General features: G+C 72.8%; 13 protein-coding genes. 11 read left to right on the plus strand and 2 right to left on the minus strand.

Going from position 1 to position 18,302, the window contains the following annotated elements; all coding sequences use genetic code 11:
- Nucleotides 1–4 precede the first annotated feature (4 nt).
- The 4 genes from AC5Y5V_RS15155 to AC5Y5V_RS15170 all read left to right on the plus strand — a co-directional run bounded on the left by AC5Y5V_RS15155 (nt 5) and on the right by AC5Y5V_RS15170 (nt 6,849).
- Nucleotides 5–1,531: a class I adenylate-forming enzyme family protein gene (locus tag AC5Y5V_RS15155; protein WP_499936568.1), complete on the plus strand. Its 1,527-nt coding sequence runs from the start codon at nt 5–7 to the stop codon at nt 1,529–1,531.
- A gap of 137 nt (nt 1,532–1,668) precedes the next feature.
- Nucleotides 1,669–2,472, plus strand: a complete 804-nt coding sequence (locus AC5Y5V_RS15160) for a PPE family protein, SVP subgroup (protein ID WP_499936570.1) — start codon at nt 1,669–1,671, stop codon at nt 2,470–2,472.
- A 32-nt stretch (nt 2,473–2,504) separates the two neighbouring features.
- Nucleotides 2,505–3,644 (plus strand): PPE family protein, encoded by a 1,140-nt coding sequence (locus AC5Y5V_RS15165; protein ID WP_499936948.1) that lies wholly within the window; start codon nt 2,505–2,507, stop codon nt 3,642–3,644.
- A 16-nt stretch (nt 3,645–3,660) separates the two neighbouring features.
- Entirely contained in the window at nt 3,661–6,849 is a 3,189-nt protein-coding gene (locus tag AC5Y5V_RS15170) for an acetyl-CoA carboxylase family protein (protein WP_499936572.1), read from the plus strand.
- A gap of 38 nt (nt 6,850–6,887) precedes the next feature.
- Here the strand turns inward: AC5Y5V_RS15170 and AC5Y5V_RS15175 are convergent, their stop codons facing one another.
- A complete protein-coding gene (locus AC5Y5V_RS15175; RefSeq protein WP_499936573.1) occupies nt 6,888–7,214 on the minus strand; it encodes a PE-PGRS family protein in 327 nt (108 codons plus the stop codon).
- A gap of 102 nt (nt 7,215–7,316) precedes the next feature.
- Here AC5Y5V_RS15175 and AC5Y5V_RS15180 point away from each other — a divergent pair, with 102 nt between their 5' ends.
- The 4 genes from AC5Y5V_RS15180 to AC5Y5V_RS15195 all read left to right on the plus strand — a co-directional run bounded on the left by AC5Y5V_RS15180 (nt 7,317) and on the right by AC5Y5V_RS15195 (nt 15,387).
- Nucleotides 7,317–8,099: an SDR family oxidoreductase gene (locus AC5Y5V_RS15180; protein WP_499936575.1), complete on the plus strand. Its 783-nt coding sequence runs from the start codon at nt 7,317–7,319 to the stop codon at nt 8,097–8,099.
- Entirely contained in the window at nt 8,096–9,274 is a 1,179-nt protein-coding gene (locus tag AC5Y5V_RS15185; RefSeq protein WP_499936577.1) for an acyl-CoA dehydrogenase family protein, read from the plus strand. The genes AC5Y5V_RS15180 and AC5Y5V_RS15185 overlap by 4 nt, the downstream gene beginning before the upstream one ends.
- Nucleotides 9,271–10,380, plus strand: a complete 1,110-nt coding sequence (locus AC5Y5V_RS15190) for an acyl-CoA dehydrogenase family protein (RefSeq protein WP_499936579.1) — start codon at nt 9,271–9,273, stop codon at nt 10,378–10,380. The genes AC5Y5V_RS15185 and AC5Y5V_RS15190 overlap by 4 nt, the downstream gene beginning before the upstream one ends.
- 162 nt (nt 10,381–10,542) lie before the next feature.
- Nucleotides 10,543–15,387 carry a PE family protein gene (locus AC5Y5V_RS15195; RefSeq protein WP_499936581.1) on the plus strand — a complete coding sequence of 1,615 codons (4,845 nt, stop codon included), beginning with the start codon at nt 10,543–10,545 and terminating at the stop codon, nt 15,385–15,387.
- 38 nt (nt 15,388–15,425) lie between these two features.
- Here the strand turns inward: AC5Y5V_RS15195 and AC5Y5V_RS15200 are convergent, their stop codons facing one another.
- The gene (locus AC5Y5V_RS15200; protein WP_499936583.1) at nt 15,426–16,166 is read right to left on the minus strand and encodes an alpha/beta fold hydrolase; all 741 of its coding nucleotides are present in this window, start codon (nt 16,164–16,166) and stop codon (nt 15,426–15,428) included.
- Nucleotides 16,167–16,240: 74 nt separating this feature from the next.
- Between AC5Y5V_RS15200 and AC5Y5V_RS15205 the strand changes: the two genes are divergently transcribed.
- The 3 genes from AC5Y5V_RS15205 to AC5Y5V_RS15215 all read left to right on the plus strand — a co-directional run bounded on the left by AC5Y5V_RS15205 (nt 16,241) and on the right by AC5Y5V_RS15215 (nt 18,292).
- Nucleotides 16,241–17,041, plus strand: a complete 801-nt coding sequence (locus tag AC5Y5V_RS15205) for a thymidylate synthase (protein WP_499936585.1) — start codon at nt 16,241–16,243, stop codon at nt 17,039–17,041.
- Nucleotides 17,038–17,523: a dihydrofolate reductase gene (locus AC5Y5V_RS15210; protein WP_499936588.1), complete on the plus strand. Its 486-nt coding sequence runs from the start codon at nt 17,038–17,040 to the stop codon at nt 17,521–17,523. Before AC5Y5V_RS15205 ends, AC5Y5V_RS15210 begins: the two co-directional genes overlap by 4 nt.
- Nucleotides 17,524–17,584: 61 nt before the next feature.
- Nucleotides 17,585–18,292, plus strand: coding sequence for a cell division protein DivIVA (locus AC5Y5V_RS15215; RefSeq protein ID WP_499936591.1), 708 nt, complete (start codon nt 17,585–17,587; stop codon nt 18,290–18,292).
- The last annotated feature ends 10 nt before the right edge of the window (nt 18,293–18,302 follow it).

Raw genomic sequence — 18,302 nt, forward strand, 5'->3', positions numbered from 1 at the left:
TGGCATGCCCGAAGTGGTCGAGATTTCGCGCAGCCAGAACCCCTTCCCGGTGACCGGCGTGTCCCGCGACGGTGCGGGTCTCCCGCACTACGACGACATTCCGGACACGCTGCTGGACATGCTTGCCGAACACGTCGACTCCCGCCCGGACAGCGAAGCCGTGGTCGAGCTCGGCGCCGGCCGGCTGACCTACCGGCAGCTGTGGGACCGCGCGGCGCGCGTCGCGGGCGGGCTGCGCGAATCCGGCCTGCGGCCGGGCGACCGCGTCGCCGTGCGTTACCCGGCGGGCCTGGACTGGGTGCTGGCGTTCTGGGGCACCGTGATGGCCGGCGGCATTGCGGTGGCGGTCAATACGCGGTCCGCGCGGCCGGAGGTCGACTTCGTGCTGGCCGACGCCGGCGCGCACGTGGACCTCGCGGCCGACACCGCGCTGCCCGACGGCGCGCCGTACGTGACCGAAGGACTCACCCGCACCGACGTCGCCGCGCTGTTCTACACGTCGGGCACCACCGGTCACCCCAAGGGCGTGCCGACCACCCACGAGGCCTTTCTGACCAACACCGAGAACGGGGTTCGTTGCCTGCGGCAGCCACGGGATATCGGCGAGGAACTGCGCACCCTGATCTCGGTTCCGCTGTTCCACGTGACCGGTTGCAACTCACAGCTTTTGGCCGCGATGCGGCTCGGCGGCGCATCGGTGATCATGCCGGCGCTCAACCTCGACGGGCTGATCGCCACGCTGGGCGCCGAACGCATCTCGCTGATGGTGACCGTACCGGCCATCTACTCGTTGTTGTTGCGGCACAAGAATTTCGCCAGCGCCGATACCTCCGGCGTGCGGTGGGTGGGCTACGGTGGCGCGCCGATCGCCCCGTCATTGGTGCGGTCGGTCAAAGCGGCGTTTCCGCGGGCGACGGTGTTCAACGGCTACGGCATGACCGAGACCGCCTCCCTGATGACCGTGCTACCCGACGGGGACGCGATCGAGCACGCCGACTCCGTGGGGTATGCGGTGCCGTCGGTGGATCTCGGCGTCGTTCCGTTAGCCGATGGCACCGGAGAATTGGTGGCCCGCGGCGCCAATGTCACCGCCGGGTACTGGAACCGGCCGGAGGCCACGTCGGCCACGATCATCGACGGCTGGCTGCACACCGGCGACGTGGTTCGCGTCGACGATGCGGGCCGGATCCACATCGTCGACCGCATGAAGGACATCATCATCCGCGGTGGCGAGAACATCTCCAGCGTCGAGGTCGAGGCGGCGTTGTTGGCCGCCCCCAACGTCGCGGACGCGTGTGTGCTGGCCGTGCCCGACGACGTGATGGGGGAGAAGGTGGGCGCCGTGCTGTTCGGCGGCGCGGACCGGGTCGACGTGGCGGCGGTGATCGAGCACTGCCGTGCGCAGCTGGCCGACTACAAGGTGCCGCAATACGTCACCGTGGTTGACGACGCGCTGCCGCGCAACGCCGGCGGCAAACTGCTCAAGGGCAAGCTGCGCGAGCAGGTGCAGTGGGGCGACCCGCTGCGCTGAACGCAGGTATCTCGGACGGCCGCGTGTCAATCGTGTGCGTTTACCACGACTGAATGTCACTCTCGATATGGCGGTGTTAACACTGCCGACAGGCGCGTTACGGTGCCGTAAATCGCGCGTACCCGGGAGGAGCCCTTATGTCGTTCGTCACCACACAGCCCGAGGAGCTGGCCGCCGCGGCCGGCAAACTCGGGGCGATCGGGTCGGCCTGGGCCGCCCAGAATGCGGCCGCCGGAGGCCCGACCACGGGCGTCGTCCCCGCTGCCGCGGATGAGGTCTCCGCGCTGCAATCCGCCCTGTTCAGCGCCTACGGCACCCTGTATCAGCAGGTCAGCGCCGAAGCCACCGCGATGTACGACGCATTCGTCAACACCCTCGGGGTCAGCGCGGGCACGTACGAGGCCACCGAGGCAATTAACTCGTCGTCGGCCTCGTCGCCGCTGGCATCCGCCTTGGCGGCTGCTCCCACGGCGGCGGCCGCTACTCCCGAGGACGACATCGCGAACCTCCTGGATATCGGCCTGGGCAACTGGGGGTCGGCGGCGTCGAACTTCCTCGGCCTGGCAAACGGGGCGCTGATGCTGCCCGAGATGAACGCCGACTGGGCGGGCGCGGCGGATATCGGCGCCGGTATCGGCGCGAGTCTGGAGCCCGCGGCGACGGCAGGGCTCGGCGGGGTGTCGATGGCACCGCTGGCGGGTATGGGCGTCGCGTCGTCCGTCGGGGCGCTGTCGGCGCCGGTGAGCTGGGCGACACCCGCCACGCTCGTCTCCAAGACCGCCGCACTGCCGGGTTGGGTGTCCGCGGCGCCGCAGGCCGCGTCGGCGACGCTGCTGCCCGGGATGCCGGGGATGGTCGCTACCGGCCGCAACAGCGCAGGATTCGGCGCGCCGCGCTACGGCGTCAAGCCCCTCGTGATGCCGCGGCCGCAGGCCGTCTGACCCCGACGAGACTCGGAAGGAATGACATGACAATTGATTTCGGAGCGCTGACACCTGAGGTCAACTCCGCGCGCATGTATGCCGGTGCGGGCGCGACGCCGATGATGGCGGCCGCGACGGCGTGGAACAACCTGGCCGCCGAGCTGAGCACCACGGCCGCCTCCTTCGAATCGGTGATCGCCCAACTGACCTCGGAGCTCTGGATGGGCGCGGCGTCGCTTTCGATGGCGGCCGCGGCGCAGCCGTTCGTGGCCTGGCTGACCTCTACCGCCGAGTCCCTGGCGCTGGCGGGCTCGCAGGCCGTCGCGTCGGCGGCCGCCTTCGAGGCGGCGTTCGCGGCGACCGTGCCGCCCGCCGAGGTGGCCGCCAACAGGGTTCAGCTGGCCGCGCTGGTGGCGACCAACATCCTGGGCCAGAACACGCCGGCGATCGCGGCCACCGAGGCGCTCTACGGCGAGATGTGGGCGCAGGACGCGTTGGCCATGTACGGCTATGCGGCAGCCTCGGCGGTCGCGGGAAAGCTGACCCCCCTGACCACGCCGGCGCAGCTGGCCAACCCGTCGGGCGTCGCCGGCCAAGCCGCTGCGGTCAGCCAGGCGGCGGCCGGATCGGCCCAGCAAGCGGGCCTGAACAGCCTGGTCGCCAACGTGCCCAACGCGGTCACCGGCCTGGCCTCGCCGCTCGCGGCCACGCCGGCCGCGGCGGGCGACGCCCTCGATTCCGCGATCGTGCAGAACACCATCAACGGCCTGGTCAACACGGCGGCGTGGATGACCACCGCCGGCATTACGACCGCGATATTCCTGGGCCACACCCTCAGCACGCTGTCGGCGGGCGAGACCGTCGCAGGGGCACTGCCGATGGCGGCCGCGGCGGCCCAGAGCGTGGCGCCGGCCGCGCTGGGCGGTGCCCCGCTGATGGCGGCGCTGGCCAACGCGTCCTCGGTCGGCGGCCTGTCGGTGCCGGCGGGATGGTCGGCCGCCGCGCCCGCGATGACGGCCGGCACCTCGGCGCTGGAGGGCAGCGGGTGGGCCGTGCCCGCGGAGGCCGCGCCGATTGCCGGGCTGCCCGGGGCGCCGGGCATGGCGTTAGCCTCCAAGGGGGCCGGTGCCTACGCTGGGCCACGGTACGGCGTCAAGCCCGTCATCATGCCCAAGCTGAATGTCGTCTGATTACTGAGGTGTGCCGATGACCCTGCTGGTCGCGAACCGCGGCGAGATCGCGCTGCGGATCATCCGCACGGCAACCGAATTGGGCATGCAGACGGTTGCGGTCTACGCCGAGGACGACGCCGACAGCCCGCACGTCCACGCGGCCGACGAGGCGATCGGCGTGCCCGGCTATCTGGACCAGGCCGCGATTCTGGCGGCGGCCAAGCAGTCCGGCGCCGAGCTGATCCACCCGGGCTACGGGTTCCTCAGCGAGAACGCCGGATTCGCGCGGGCCTGCGCGGCCGCGGGGCTCACCTTCGTGGGTCCGGACGCCGACGTGCTGGAGGTCGTCGGCCACAAGTCCGCGGCCCGGGCCGCGGCGGTCGCGGCCGGTCTGCCGGTCCTGGCCGCGACCGAGGGCCCCAGCAGTCTCGACGAGGTGCGGGCATTCTTCGCGGAGACCGACGGCGCGATCATGATCAAGGCGCTCGCCGGCGGCGGCGGACGCGGAATGCGCAAGGTGGACAGCGCAGATCAGCTCGCCGACGCCTACCGGCAGTGCGCCGCCGAGGCGCAACTCGGTTTCGGGGACCCGGCGGTGTTCGCCGAGGCGCATCTGGGCGCCGCGCGCCACATCGAAGTGCAGATCGTGGCCGCGGCGGCGGGTTTCCAGACGCATGCGCTGGCGCTCGGCGACCGCGACTGCAGCATCCAGCGGCGCTACCAGAAGCTCGTCGAAATCGCGCCTGCCCAGGGGCTTTCGGACACCCTGCGCCGCGATCTGCATCGGGCTGCGGCCCGGTTGTGTGCCAATGTGGGCCTGCGCGGGCTGGCCACCGTCGAATTCCTGGTCGCGGGCGAAAAGTTCGTCTTCCTCGAGGTCAACCCGCGAATTCAGGTGGAACACACCGTCACCGAGGAGGTCACCGGCGTCGACCTGGTGGCCGTTGCGCTGGCCATCGCCGGCGGCACGTCCTACTACCAGCTGCGGCTGCCGGCCGGGATCGCCTCGGACGGAAGCGAAGTCATCGGTGAGCCGGCTGCGCGGCGGGGCATCGCGATTCAGGCGCGGGTGAACATGGAGACCTTCGCTCCCGACGGGTCCGTGGTACCGGCCGCGGGCACGCTGACGGTGTTCACGCCGCCCAGCGGGCCCGGGGTGCGCGTCGACACCTTCGGCCGGCCCGGGTTGACCCCCAGCCCGCGTTACGACTCGCTGCTGGCCAAGGTCGTGGTGCATACCCGGGGTTCGGACTTCGCGGCGGCGGTGCGCAAGGCGCGCACCGCGCTGGCCGAGTTCGGCGTCGAGGGCATTCGCACGAACATCGGATTTCTGCGGGAATTGCTGTCCGACAACGAGGTCCGGTCGGGCTTCGTGCCGACGAGCTTTCTGGACGAGAAGCTGCCCGAGCTCGCGGCCGCCAGTCGCACCGCCCCCGAGCCCGGCGTGCGGGTCACCGCCGTGGAGCTGTACCCCGGCGAGGAGGTGCTGCGGGCGCAGCTGGCCGGCACGGTGGTGGAACTGCCCGCCGACGGCGTCGAATTCGGCGCCGGTGAACAGCTGGTGGTGCTCGAGGCGATGAAAATGCAGCACGTGCTCGTCGCACCCGATCCGCTGCGTACCGTGCGGAACCTGGTGGCGCCCGGCCAGGTCGTCGGGACCGGAGACCCGCTGGTGGTCTTTGCCCGCACCGGCGCCGGCGCCGACGACGAATCACGATCCGCCGCACAGGATCTTGATCGGCCGCGCGCCGACCTGGACGAGGTGCGACAGCGTCACCTGCTGACGCTGGACGAGGGCAGGGAGGCCGCCGTTGCCAAGCGGCACGAGCGCGGGCGTCGCACCGCCCGGGAGAACATCGCCGACCTGGTGGACGCGGGCAGCTTCGTGGAGTACGGCGCGCTGGCGATCGCCGCGCAGCGCAGCCGTCGGTCGGAAGAGGACCTGATCGCCAACACCCCGGCCGACGGCCTGGTCGCGGGCCTGGCGACGATCGGCGGGGCCGAGGCGGTCGTGGTGTCCTACGACTACACGGTCCTGGCCGGAACGCAGGGCATGCGCAACCACGCCAAGACCGACCGCGTCTTCGACCTGGCCGGGCGCAAACGGCTGCCGGTGGTGCTGTTCGCCGAGGGCGGCGGGGGCCGGCCCGGCGACACCGACGTGGGCGGCATGGCGGGGTTGGATGTACCGACGTTCCGCGTGCTGGCCGGGTTGAGCGGGCGGGTGCCGCTGGTCTCGATCGTGTCGGGCCGGTGTTTCGCCGGCAACGCGGCGCTGGCCGGGGTGTGCGACGTGATCATTGCGACTCCCGACGCCAACATCGGCATGGGCGGGCCGGCGATGATCGAGGGCGGCGGGCTCGGGGTGTACCCGCCGGAAGCGATCGGGCCGATCGACGTGCAGCGGCACAACGGCGTCGTGAGCCTGGTGGCCCGCGACGAGACGCATGCGGTGTCGCTGGCCAAGCGGTACCTGTCCTACTTCCAGGGCCGCGTGGCCGACTGGACCGCACCCGATCCGCGGCTGGCCCGGCACGTGGTGCCGGAGAACCGGTTACGCGCCTACGACGTGCACCGCGCGATCGAGTCCGTCGTGGACGTCGGATCGGTGCTCGAGCTGCGGCCCGACTACGGGGTGGGCATCGTGACCGCGCTGGTGCGCGTCGAAGGGGTGCCCTACGGGCTGATTGCCAACAGCAGTCATCATCTCGGCGGCGCGATCGACGCCGAGGCCGCGGACAAAACCGGCGACTTTCTGGAGCTCTGCGAATCGTTTCGGCTGCCGGTGATCTCGCTGTGCGACACGCCGGGTTTCATGGTCGGGCCGGACACGGAGAAGGACGCCGCGGTGCGCCGCTTCGGCCGAATGTTCATCCTCGGTGCGCGATTGACCGTGCCGCTCGGAATGATCATCTTGCGCAAGGGATACGGCCTGGGCGCAATGGCCATGGCGGGCGGGTCGTTTCACGCGCCGCGGTTCACGGTGGCCTGGCCGACCGGCGAGATCGGCGGGATGGGCCTGGAAGGGGCGGTGCGCCTTGGGTTCAGCAAGGAACTGGCCGCCGCCGCGGACCCTGTCGAGCGTCAAGGGCTTTTCGACCGATTAGTGGCCGCGGCCTATCAGCACGGTAAGGCGCTGCGCTCAGCCACGACCTTCGAACTCGACGATGTGATCGACCCGGCAGACTCCCGGGCCTGGATCTCCAGGTTGCCGGGAGTCTGACCGGTGAGACCGATGGACTTTTGACAGTTTAGGGCGATTTAGCCGTGGCCGGAGCCGCAGCCGACGCCCGGCAGACATCCCTGACCGCCCGGGACGCCGCCCGGCCCGCCGTTGACGCCGCCGGAGCCGCAGCCGACACCGGGCACGCAGCCCTGACCGCCGGGGCCGCCGCCGGGCCCTTGGTTCTGGCCGCCGGAGCCGCAGTTGCCGTTGGCGTCACAGCCGCTGCCACCCGGGTCCTGCTTGAAGGTGACGTGCGTCCCAGCGTGACCGGACATCCCCGGTCCGGCGGAAACATCGGCTGCTGCCATAGGTGCGAACGCGATCGCCGCCGCGAAAGCGCCCGTCACTGCCAGTGGTTTCATGAGGTTTCGTTTCGCTAACATTCCTCTCGCATACCACGTGCACACCGGTACAAAACATTTCGTCGAGCAACCGGCGCCCAGCAACCAAAAAGGCGTACCACGATGACCTCACTGGATCTGTCCGGCCGCACCGCCATTGTCACCGGAGCTTCCCGCGGAATTGGCCTGGCGATCTCGCAGCGGCTCGCCGCCGGCGGCGCGAACGTCGTGCTTACCGCCCGCAAGCAGGAGTCGGCCGACGCGGCCGCCGCGCAGGTCGGGGAGGGTGCCGTGGGCGTGGGTGCGCACGCGGTCGACGAGGAGTCCGCGCGCCGGTGTGTGGAGCTGGCGCTGGAGCGCTTCGGCAGCGTCGACATCCTGATCAACAACGCCGGAACCAACCCGGCCTACGGCCCGCTGATCGACCAGGACCACGCGCGCTTCACCAAGATCTTCGACGTCAATCTGTGGGCGCCCCTGCTGTGGACGTCGCTGGCGGTCAAGGCGTGGATGGGGGAGCACGGTGGCGCCGTGGTCAACACGGCCTCGATCGGGGGTCTGCACCAGTCGCCGGCGATGGGCATGTACAACGCCACCAAGGCCGCGCTGATCCACGTCACCAAGCAACTGGCGCTGGAACTCTCGCCGCGGGTAAGGGTCAACGCCATCGCGCCGGGGGTGGTGCGCACCCGCCTGGCCGAGGCGCTGTGGAAGGACCACGAAGACCCGCTGGCGGCGTCCATCGCGCTCGGGCGCATCGGCGAGCCGGTGGACGTGGCTCAGGCCGTCGCGTTCCTGGTCTCGGATGCGGCCAGCTGGATCACCGGCGAGACGCTGGTCATCGACGGCGGCCTGCTGCTCGGCCCCGCGCAGGGCTACCAGATGTACCCCGGCGGCGCGCAATGAGCTCCGGACCCGACCTGGATGCATTGGTGCGGACCCTGCTGGACGATCACGATCCGGCCGATACGCGGGATTTCCTCGGTGCGCAGTTCGACGCCGGGCTGGCCTGGGTGCACCTGCCGGTCGGCTTCGGGGGGCTGGACCTGCCCCGAAGTGCCCAGCAGCGGGTGGACGCCCAGTTGGCCGCCGCCGGTGCGCCGATCGGCGGGACGGCCAAGAACTACATCGGCATGGGGATGGCGGCGCCGACGATCGCGGCGTTCGGGACCGACGAGCAGAAGCGAAAGTTTCTGCGCCCGTTGTTCACTGGCGAGCAGATTTACTGCCAGCTGTTCAGCGAGCCCGGCGCCGGGTCGGACCTGGCGGCCGCCGCGACCCGCGCGGTGCGTGACGGTGACGACTGGATTGTCAACGGCCAGAAGGTGTGGACGTCGCAGGCGCAGCACGCGCAGATGGCGATCCTCGTCGCGCGCACCGACCCCGCGGTGCCCAAACACGCAGGCCTGACCTATTTCCTGTGCGACATGACCCAACCGGGTGTCGAAGTCCGGCCGCTGCGGCAGATCACCGGCGAGGCGGAGTTCAACGAGGTGTTCCTCAGCGATGTCCGGGTCCCGGATGCGAATCGGCTCGGTCCGGAGGGCGGCGGCTGGCGGGTCGCGACCACCACGCTGAACAACGAGCGCGTCGCGATCGGCGCTGGCTCCCGCGCCCCGCGTGAAGGCGGCCACATCGGCAAGGTCACCGCCGCCTGGCGCGACGACGCTTCGCTGCGCAACCCCGCGATGCGGGACCAGCTGATGCGGCTGTGGGTCGAGGCGGAGGTGTTGCGGCTCAGCGGCGAACGCCTACGGCAGCAGGCCGATACGGGCCAACCGGGTCCCGAGGGCGCGGGCATGAAGGTGGCGTTTGCCACTCTGGCGCAGGCGATCTCGGGCTTCGAGATCGAGCTGCACGCCGAATCCGGGCTGCGTTATGACGACTGGACCATGCGCCGCCCGGAAACGGTCGACCTGGTCGGGCGCGGGCCGGGATACCGCTACCTGCGGGCGCGCGGCAACTCGATCGAGGGGGGCACGTCGGAGATCCTGCGCAACACCATCTCTGAGCGGATCCTGGGTCTGCCCGGCGAACACCGCGTCGACAAGACCGCTGCGTTCAAGGACCTGGAAAGGTGAACGCGGTGAGCAATCTGCTGTATTCGGACACCGAAGACGCGCTGCGCGCCGGCCTGCGTCGCCTGTTCGCCGACCGCTGCCCACCGGAAACCGTGGCGCGCGCCTATGACGTCGAGGCCGCGGCGCCACAAGACTTTTCGGGTGTCTGGCGGACGCTGGCCGCCGAACTCGGGGTGGCGGGGCTGCTGGTGCCCGAATCACTCGGCGGCGCCGGCGCCGGCGCCCGCGAGGCCGCCGTCGTCATGGAGGAGATCGGTAGGGCCGTCGCGCCGGTGCCGTTCTTGTCCAGCGCGGTACTGGCAACCGTCGCGTTACTCAGTGCCGGCGACACCGAAACTCTGCCGCAGCTGGCGTCGGGCACGACGACCGCCGCGCTGGTAGTGCCGTTCTCCACCGCGCCAGGTGACCCGGTCGCGGGAGTGGACTCTGGCCCCGACGGCCTGACCGGCGCGGTCAGCAGCGTCGCGGGCGTCGCCGACGCCGACGTGCTGGTGGTGCCCGTCGCGGGCGCCGAAGGGCTCGAGCTGCACACCGTCGCCCGCGACGCGACCGGTGTCGAGGTATCGCCGCTGTTGGCGCTCGATATGACGAGACCGCTTGCGGACGTACAACTCTCGGGTGTCGCGTCGACGCGGGTCGGTGACGGCCCGGCAAGCGCTGCCGTCGGCGAGGCCCTGCTCACCGCGGCGGCCCTGCTTGCGTCCGAGCAACTCGGCGTGGCGCAGTGGTGTTTCGACACCACGCTCGCGTATGCGAAGGAACGCAAACAGTTCGGCCGCACGATCGGCTCGTACCAGGCGATCAAGCACCGGCTCGCCGACCTGTGGATAGCGGTCAACTCGGCCACCGCCGCGGCACGCTATGCCGCCGACACCTGTGCCAGGGGAGATGCGGACGCGGCCGTCGCGGCCGCCGTCGCGCAGGCATACTGCAGCGGGGTCGCCGTACACGCCGCCGAGGAGTGCGTGCAGCTGCATGGCGGCATCGGGATGACCTGGGAATATCCCGCGCATCTGTATCTGAAGAGGGCCAAGAGCGACCAGTTGGCGTTCGGCACCGCCTACCGTCATCGCGCCCGGCTGGCCGAATTGGTCGACCTGGCCTAGCGGTAATCCAGGGACGTGCAACCGACCGGCAGCTCGTGACACATATGAAAAACAGCTAACTGCCAACAGATCCGATCCGACCCGCGTAGCGTGTTCCCGGCCGTCCTGATGGGTCGTGCTGTAGCTAAAAGTGTCGTGTTGCCTTGAGGCGATCGGAGCCAGATGTCGTCGTATTTGTTTGCCTCGCCCGAGGCCTTGGCCGCCGCGACGGCGGACTTCACCGGTATCGGTGAGGCGATCAGGGCGGCCAATGCGGCGGCGTCCACCCGGACGACGGGCATCGTCGCCGCGGCGGCCGACGAGGTGTCGGAGGCCATCGCAAGCCTGTTCGGCGCGCACGCCCAGGAATATCAGGCGTTCAGCACCCAGGCAGCGGCGTTCCACGACCGGTTCGTGCAGTTGCTGCGTTCGGGTGCGGGCGCCTACGTGGACACCGAATTCGCCAACGCCTCGCCGCTGCAAATTCTGCAGCGCGAGCTCACGACGTTCGCGACGACACCGCTGCCGTTGGCCGACCGGCCGCTGATCGGCAACGGCATCAACGGGGCGGCGGGCACCGGGGCCGACGGCACCGACGGCGGGATTCTGTGGGGCAACGGCGGCAACGGCGGGTCGGGTGCAGCGGGCGGCAAGGGCGGCAACGGCGGCTCGGCCGGGCTGTTCGGCAAGGGCGGCAACGGCGGGAATGGCGGGGCCGCGACGAGCCCCGGCGCCACCGGCGGTGATGGCGGCAACGGTGGCACCGGCGGTTTGTTCGGCGGTCACGGCGGCCAGGGTGGCCAGGGTGGAGCCGGTGCGGCCGGCGCTGCGGGCGAAGTCGGGGGCAACGGCGGCATGGGCGGGGCCGGCGGCAACGCGGTGAGCCTCGTCGGTGGTCGCGCCGGAGCCGGCGGAGCCGGCGGGGCGGGCGGCGCGGGCGGCGTCGGCACGGCCGGCACTACAGGTGGTGGCACGGGCGACTTCGGCGCGGCCGGTGGTATCGGCGGGGCCGGCGGCGCGGGCGGCGTGTCCGAATCGGCGCTGCTCGGCGCGGGTGGCGCCGGTGGCGTCGGCGGGCAGGGCGGCATCGGCGGCACCGGCGGTGAGGGTGGCAGCGGGGCAGGCACCGGCGGGGTCGGCGGCGTCGGCGGTGCGGCCGGCGCCGGTGGCGCCGGTGGCGCCGCGCTCGGCTCGCTGGGGACCGCGGGCGTCGCCGGGGCGTACGGCACGGGCGGCGCCGGGGGCACCGGCGGTGCCGGAGGCGTGGGTGACGCGGCCGCCAGCGCCGGTGGCAACGGGCTGGCCGGCGGCAAAGGCGGGGTCGGCGGCCAGGGCGGCGGCTCGGGCGCGGGCGGCACCAACGGCGACGGCGGGACCGGCGGCAACGGCGGCGTCGGCGGCGCCGGCGGCAACGGCACCGAGGCCGGCGGCGCCGACGGCGGCAACGGCGGCAACGGCGGCAAGGGCGGCGACGCGGGCGATGGCGGCCTGGCCGGCGTGGGCGCCGACGCCAAAGCGGGCAAGGTGGGCAACGCGGGCACCGGGGGCACCGGTGGTGCGGGCGGCGCCGGCGGCAAGGGCGCCGCCGCGGGTGCCGGCATCGACGGCTACGACGGCGGCGATGGCGGCAAGGGCGGCGAGGGCGGTTCGGCAGGCGCGACCGGCACCAACGGTAAGGGTGGCGTCGGCGGCGCCGGCGGTGCCGGCGGCAGCGGAGACCCCGGTTCGACGATCAACGGCAACAACGGCGGCGACGGCGGCAACGGCGGCAAGGGCGGCGACGGCGGCGTGGGCGGCACCGGCGCCGGCAAGGCGGGCACCGGCGGCGACGGCGGGGTGGGCGGCGCCGGGGGCACCGGCGACGCGGCCGCCACCCCCGGGGGCACCGGGTACGCCGGCGGCCTCGGCGGTGACGGTGGCAAGGGCGGTGCCGGTGGCGCTGCCGGCTCCGCCACGGCCACCAACGGCGACGGCGGCAATGGCGGCGTCGGTGGCGTGGGCGGAACCGGCGGCGGCGGGACCAACGGCAGCAGCAGCGCCGGCGGCACCGGCGGTATCGGTGGTCACGGCGGGACGGGCGGCGAGGCCGGCGCGGCGGGCAGCGGCGGCACCGGCGGCAAGGCCGGAGTCGGCGGCGTCGGAGGCCAGGGTGGCGAGGGCGGCGGCGGCGGCAACGGTGACGGAAGTGGCTTCGCCGGTGGCAAGGGCGGCGAAGGTGGTCACGCGGGCGACGGCGGTTCTGCGGGGACCAACGGCATCAACGGCGACGGCGGCAAGGGCGGCAAGGGCGGCATCGGCGGTACCGGGGCGACAGTCGCCGGTGCCGACGGCGGCACCGGCGGTGAGGGCGGTAAAGGCGGCGGTGGCGGTGCCGCGGGGACCGGCACCGGAAGCGCTGGGACCGCGGGCGTCGGCGGCGACGGCGGCAAGGGCGGCGCAGGCGGCACGGGCGATACGGTCACCACCGCCGGGACAAACGGCTTCAAGGGCGGGGCAGGCGGCGTCGGCGGCCAGGGCGGAGCGGGCGGTTCGGCCGTTACCGGTGGCACCAACGGCGTCGGCGGCAACGGCGGCGCCGGTGGCCAGGGCGGCAACGGAGGCAACGCCGCCACCGCCACCAACGCCACGAACGGCGTCGGCGGCGGCGGCGGCGACGGCGGCAACGGGGGCGCGGCCGGAGCGGCGGGCACCGGCGGAACCGGCGGCAAGTCCGGCACCGGCGGCACCGGCGGCCTCGGCGGCAACGGTGGTACCGGCGGCACCGGCGACGGTTCCGGGGTGGCCGGCGGCAAGGGCGGCGACGCGGGTGCGGGCGGCGCCGGCGGTGGGTCCGGCTCCGGCGGCACCAACGGCACCGGCGGCGCGGGTGGCAAGGGCGGTCTGGGCGGCAACGGCAGCTCCGGCGCCGCGGCCGCCGGCAACGGCGGCGACGGCGGCAAGGGCGGCAACGGCGGGAGCGCAGGCACCGGCGGCACCGGAGGCTCGGGCGGCAATGCCGGCACCGGCGGCACCGGCGGGCAGGGCGGCAAGGCGCTCGACGCCGCCGCCGGCCAAGGTGGCCTACGCGGCGGCAATGGCGGTAACGGCGGCCAGGGCGGCATCGGCGGCAACGCGGGCACCGGCGGCACCAACGGCAACGGCGGCCTGGGCGGGACCGGCGGCCAGGGCGGGGCCGGCTCGAACGCCGGCAGCAGCGTCGGCCTGGACAAGGCCGGCAGTGTCGGCGGCGAGGGCGGTACCGGCGGAAACGCCGGCGCGGGCGGCGTCAAGGGGACCGGCGGCAGCGGCGGATCGAACGGCAACGCGGGCACCGGTGGCGCCGGCGGGGCCGGCGGTAAGGGCGGCGACGGCGATGTCGCCGACGCCAGCACGGGTACCAGTGGCTTCGCCGGTGGCGCCGGGGGTAAGGGCGGTAACGGCGGCACAGCGGGTACCGGTGGCACCAACGGCGCCGGCGGCCAGGGCGGTGGCGGCGGCAAGGGCGGCGCCGGCGGCAGCGCCGTCGCGGGCGCCGGCAACGCGGGCGGCACCGGCGGTGTCGGCGGCGACGGCGGCAAGGGCGGCAACGCGGGTGCCGGCAGCGGTGCCGCGGGCAACGGTGGCGCGGGCGGCACCGGCGGAATCGGCGGCATCGGCGGCGAAGGCAACGACGGCAGCGGCGGCGGCAGCACCGGCGTCGGGCAGAACGGCGGCGTCGGCGGCGCAGGCGGCAAGGGCGGAGACGGTGGCACCGCCGGTAGCGGTGGCACCAACGGCGCCGGCGGTCAGGGCGGCGTCGGCGGCAAGGGCGGCACGGCCGGAGATGGCGGCAGTGGCACCGGCGTCGTCGGCGGCGACGGTGGCGTCGGGGGCGCCGGAGGCGTGGGCGGCGCGGGCGGCGCCGCGGGCAACGGCGCAGGTAAGGCGGGTGTCGCGGGTACCGGCGGCGTCGGCGGCCAGGGAGGCACCGGCGGCGACGGCGGCCAGGGCGCTGCCGGCCTGGGCGGCGGCAAGGGCGGCACCGGCGGCGCCGCCGGCAACGGCGGGGCAGGCGGCGGCAACATCAGCAGCGGCACCAACGGAACCGGTGGCGGCGGCGGACTCGGCGGGACCGGCGGCGGTGGCGGCACCAGCGGGGCGGGCGACGCGGTCGTCGGCGGTAACGGCGGGACCGGCGGCAAGGGCGGCAACGGCGGTGCGACCGGCACCGGCGGGACCGGCGGAATCGGTGGCAACGCCGGTCAGGGCGGTCAGGGTGGCGTCGGCGGCCAGGGGGGTGCGCAGGCAGACACGAACTCCACGGCCGGAAAGGGCGGCACCGGCGGTACGGGTGGCGCCGGCGGGACCGGCGGTGCGGCACCCACCGGCGGCACCAACGGCAGCGGCGGCACCGGCGGCACGGCCGGCAAGGGCGGCGCAGGCGGCGCCGGCAAGACCGTGGCTTCCGGCGACGCCGGCGATGGTGGCGTCGGCGGGAACGGTGGCCAAGGCGGCGCCGGCGGGACGGCCGGCGCGGGTGCCGGCGCGGCGGGCACCGGCGGTCGCGGCGGCGTCGGCGGCGCCGGCGGTGGCGGCGGCCAAGGCGGGGCTACCGCCGATGGCACCAGTGGCCTCGGCGGCGGCGGTGGGCTCGGCGGCAACGGGGGCAACGGCGCCGCGGGCACCGGCACCAACGGCGGTGCGGGCGGCGGCGGCGACGCCGGCGCCGGTGGCGTGGGCGGGACCGGCGGGGCCGGTCAACCGGGCGCCAACGGCGCCAACGGCGGCAACGGCGGCAAGGGCGGCGTCGGCGGCGCCGCCGGGGCACCGGCCACCGGGGGCGCCGGCGCTACCGGCGGTGCCGGCGGAAACGGCGGCAAGGGCGGCACCGGCGGTGCCACCTCCGGCGGCGGCGTCGGCGGCCGCGGCGGCAATGGCGGCAACGGCAACCTGGGCGGTGCCGGCACCGGCGGCCAGTCCGCCGGCGCGGTCGGCACCGGCGGCGGTGGCGGCACGGGTGGTTCACCCGGCGGCGCCAACGGCGAAAACGGACAGGACGGCGGCGCCTAGCCTGCGGGGCGGCGGGCCGGCAGCTGCACGTCGAATGCTCAGCGCGGCAGCGCCGCGCCGAACGTCTCCGTCATCGCGGCCCAGTGTCGTTCGGCGGCGGCTTCGTCGTAGGGCGGGTTGTCGGGCACCGCGAAGCCGTGACCGGCCTGGTACCACTCGATGCGGTGGTCCACACCGGCCGCCGTCAGCGCCTTCTCCAGCTGCTCGGCGTGGTCGGTGGTGAACGATACGTCGTTCTCGGCGCCGCCCACGTAGACCTTGGCCGTCATCTGGTCGGCCAGCAGGTGCGGGCTGTCCGGGGTGTCGCTGACCAGGCCGCCGCCGTGGAACGACGCCACCGCCGCGACCCGGTCCGGAAGCCGCCCCGCCAGCGTCAGCGAGATCCGCCCGCCCACGCAGTAGCCGCACACACCGAATCGCTCACCGGTGACGTCGGGGCGGGCGGCCAGATAGTCGAAGAACGCGTCGGCGTCACGAGTGATGCGGTCCGGGGTCAGGGTGCCGATCATGTACATGATCCGCGCGCGCTCGTCGGCGTCGCCGAACGCGGTCGCCATGTCGAACGGGGTCCAGTCGCCCTCGCGGTAGTACACGTCGGGCACCAGCACGACGTAGCCGTATTGGGCGAGCTGCGCACCCATCTCGTCGAACGTGTAGCGCGGGCCGCCGGCGTCGGGGAACATGACGACGCCGGGCCAGGGGCCGTCCCCGTCGGGGGTGAAAACGTGGACGGTGCAAGTGCCGTCGGGAGTCGTGAGGGTGTCGGTGCTGTTCGGCATGCCCTCCGTTCTACTCTGCCGCTTCCCGGCCGGAACACTTCGCCGCGCTTGCGATCGCGGTTAAGCTGACGTGCGTGCCGATCGCGACGCCTTACGAGGATCTGCTGCGCCTGGTGCTCGAACGGGGCACTGCCAAATCGGACCGCACCGGCACCGGCACCCGCAGTCTGTTCGGCTGCCAGTTGCGCTACGACCTGTCGGCGGGCTTTCCGCTGCTCACCACCAAGAAGGTGCACCTGAAGTCGGTGGTGTACGAGTTGCTGTGGTTCCTGCGTGGCGACTCCAACGTCGGCTGGCTGCAGGAACACGGTGTCACCATCTGGGACGAGTGGGCAAGCGACACTGGGGATCTCGGGCCGATCTACGGCGTGCAATGGCGGTCGTGGCCAACCCCGTCGGGGGCGCACATCGACCAGATCAGCGCCGCCCTGGATTTGCTGCGCAGCGACCCCGACTCGCGGCGCATCATCGTGTCGGCGTGGAACGTCGGGGAGATCCCGCAGATGGCTCTGCCGCCGTGTCACGCGTTCTTCCAGTTCTACGTCGCCGAGGGGCGGCTGAGCTGCCAGCTCTACCAGCGCAGCGCCGACCTGTTCCTCGGGGTGCCGTTCAACATCGCGAGTTACGCGTTGCTGACGCACATGATGGCCGCCCAGGCCGGCCTCGACGTCGGCGACTTCGTCTGGACCGGAGGGGACTGCCACATCTACGACAACCACGTCGAACAGGTTCGCATCCAGCTCGGCCGCGAACCCCGTCCATACCCGAAACTTGTTCTTGCCCAACGGGATTCGATCTTCGACTACGCCTACGAGGACGTTATCGTCAAGAACTACGATCCGCATCCGGCGATCAAAGCTCCCGTCGCCGTATGACAGAGCTGGGCCTCATCTGGGCTCAGTCGACGTCCGGTGTGATCGGCCGCGGCGGCGATATCCCGTGGCGGGTGCCCGAAGACATGGCCCGGTTCAAGCAGGTCACCCTGGGTCACACCGTGGTGATGGGCCGACGGACGTGGGACTCGCTGCCGGACCGGAACCGGCCGTTGCCCGGGCGCCGAAACATCGTGATGAGCCGCCAAGACGACTTTGCCGCCGGCGGCGCCGAAGTGGTCGATTCGCTCGACGCCGTGTTGAAAGAGCCGCAGGTGTGGGTAATCGGCGGTGGCGAGATCTACGCGCTGGCGCTGCCGCGGGCCGTCCGGTGCGAGGTCACCGAGGTCGATATCGACCTGCCGCGCGACGACGACGACGCGCTGGCCCCGGCGCTCGACGACGAGTGGGTGGGCGAGACGGGCGACTGGCAGGTCAGTCGCTCGGGGCTGCGATACCGGTTTCACAGCTACTGTCGGCAGTGAGCGGTCCGGTCCGCGCCCATGGCATGACCTGGTCTACGGATTTCCAGAAAGGGGAATTGCAGTGATATCCGAACCGGCAACGACGTTTTCCCGCACCCTGCTGGGCTACGAGCGCTCCGCCGTCGATGCCCACATTGAGATGTTGACCACACAGCAGCGGTTGCTGCGCGACGACGTCGACAGCCTGCGCGCCCGGCTGCACGCGTCCGGGGAGGAGGCGGCCGCGCTGCGCAAGGAGGTCGACCTGCTCACCGACACCTCGCCCGCGCCGCACGCCGTGCAGCAGCGGCTCGCGAAGATGCTGCGCAGCGCCGTCGACGAGGTTTCCGAGATGCAGGCCGAGGCGCGCGCGGAGGCGGACGCGCTGATCGCGGCGGCCCAGGCCGAGATCGAGACCGAGCGCCAGACCCACCAGGAGCAGTTGGCCGAGATGGCCGAGCAGCGCAAGGCCCTGGAGGCCGAATGCGACGAAGCCCGCAAACAGCTCGAGGCGGAGCTGTCCACCATGCGCGCCGAAACCCAGACGTTGATCGACGAGGCGTGGAATGACGTCCAGCGGGACTGCGAGCAGCTGCTCGCGCAGGCCCGACAGGGGGTGGACGACGCCAGTGCGCGGCGAATCCGGGTCCTCGAGCAGCTGATGGCCGCCTATCGCGACCTGGAAGCCGTCCCGGGCGCGCTGGAGGCCGCATACCGGGAACGCGACGAGGCTCCGGAGGCCGACGAGACGCACGCCGTCCCGCTGGAAGAGGAACGCCGGGCCGGGTAAGCCCTCGCGG

Source organism: Mycobacterium sp. NGS68, assembly GCF_059812195.1.

Coding starts and splice junctions, on each gene's coding strand:
- AC5Y5V_RS15185 (WP_499936577.1), top strand. CDS start 8,096: ATGAGCTCCGGACCCGACCTGGATGCATTGGTGCGGACCCTGCTGGAC.
- AC5Y5V_RS15195 (WP_499936581.1), top strand. CDS start 10,543: ATGTCGTCGTATTTGTTTGCCTCGCCCGAGGCCTTGGCCGCCGCGACG.
- AC5Y5V_RS15170 (WP_499936572.1), top strand. CDS start 3,661: ATGACCCTGCTGGTCGCGAACCGCGGCGAGATCGCGCTGCGGATCATC.
- AC5Y5V_RS15155 (WP_499936568.1), top strand. CDS start 5: ATGCCCGAAGTGGTCGAGATTTCGCGCAGCCAGAACCCCTTCCCGGTG.
- AC5Y5V_RS15200 (WP_499936583.1), bottom strand. CDS start 16,166: ATGCCGAACAGCACCGACACCCTCACGACTCCCGACGGCACTTGCACC.
- AC5Y5V_RS15175 (WP_499936573.1), bottom strand. CDS start 7,214: ATGAAACCACTGGCAGTGACGGGCGCTTTCGCGGCGGCGATCGCGTTC.
- AC5Y5V_RS15180 (WP_499936575.1), top strand. CDS start 7,317: ATGACCTCACTGGATCTGTCCGGCCGCACCGCCATTGTCACCGGAGCT.
- AC5Y5V_RS15160 (WP_499936570.1), top strand. CDS start 1,669: ATGTCGTTCGTCACCACACAGCCCGAGGAGCTGGCCGCCGCGGCCGGC.
- AC5Y5V_RS15210 (WP_499936588.1), top strand. CDS start 17,038: ATGACAGAGCTGGGCCTCATCTGGGCTCAGTCGACGTCCGGTGTGATC.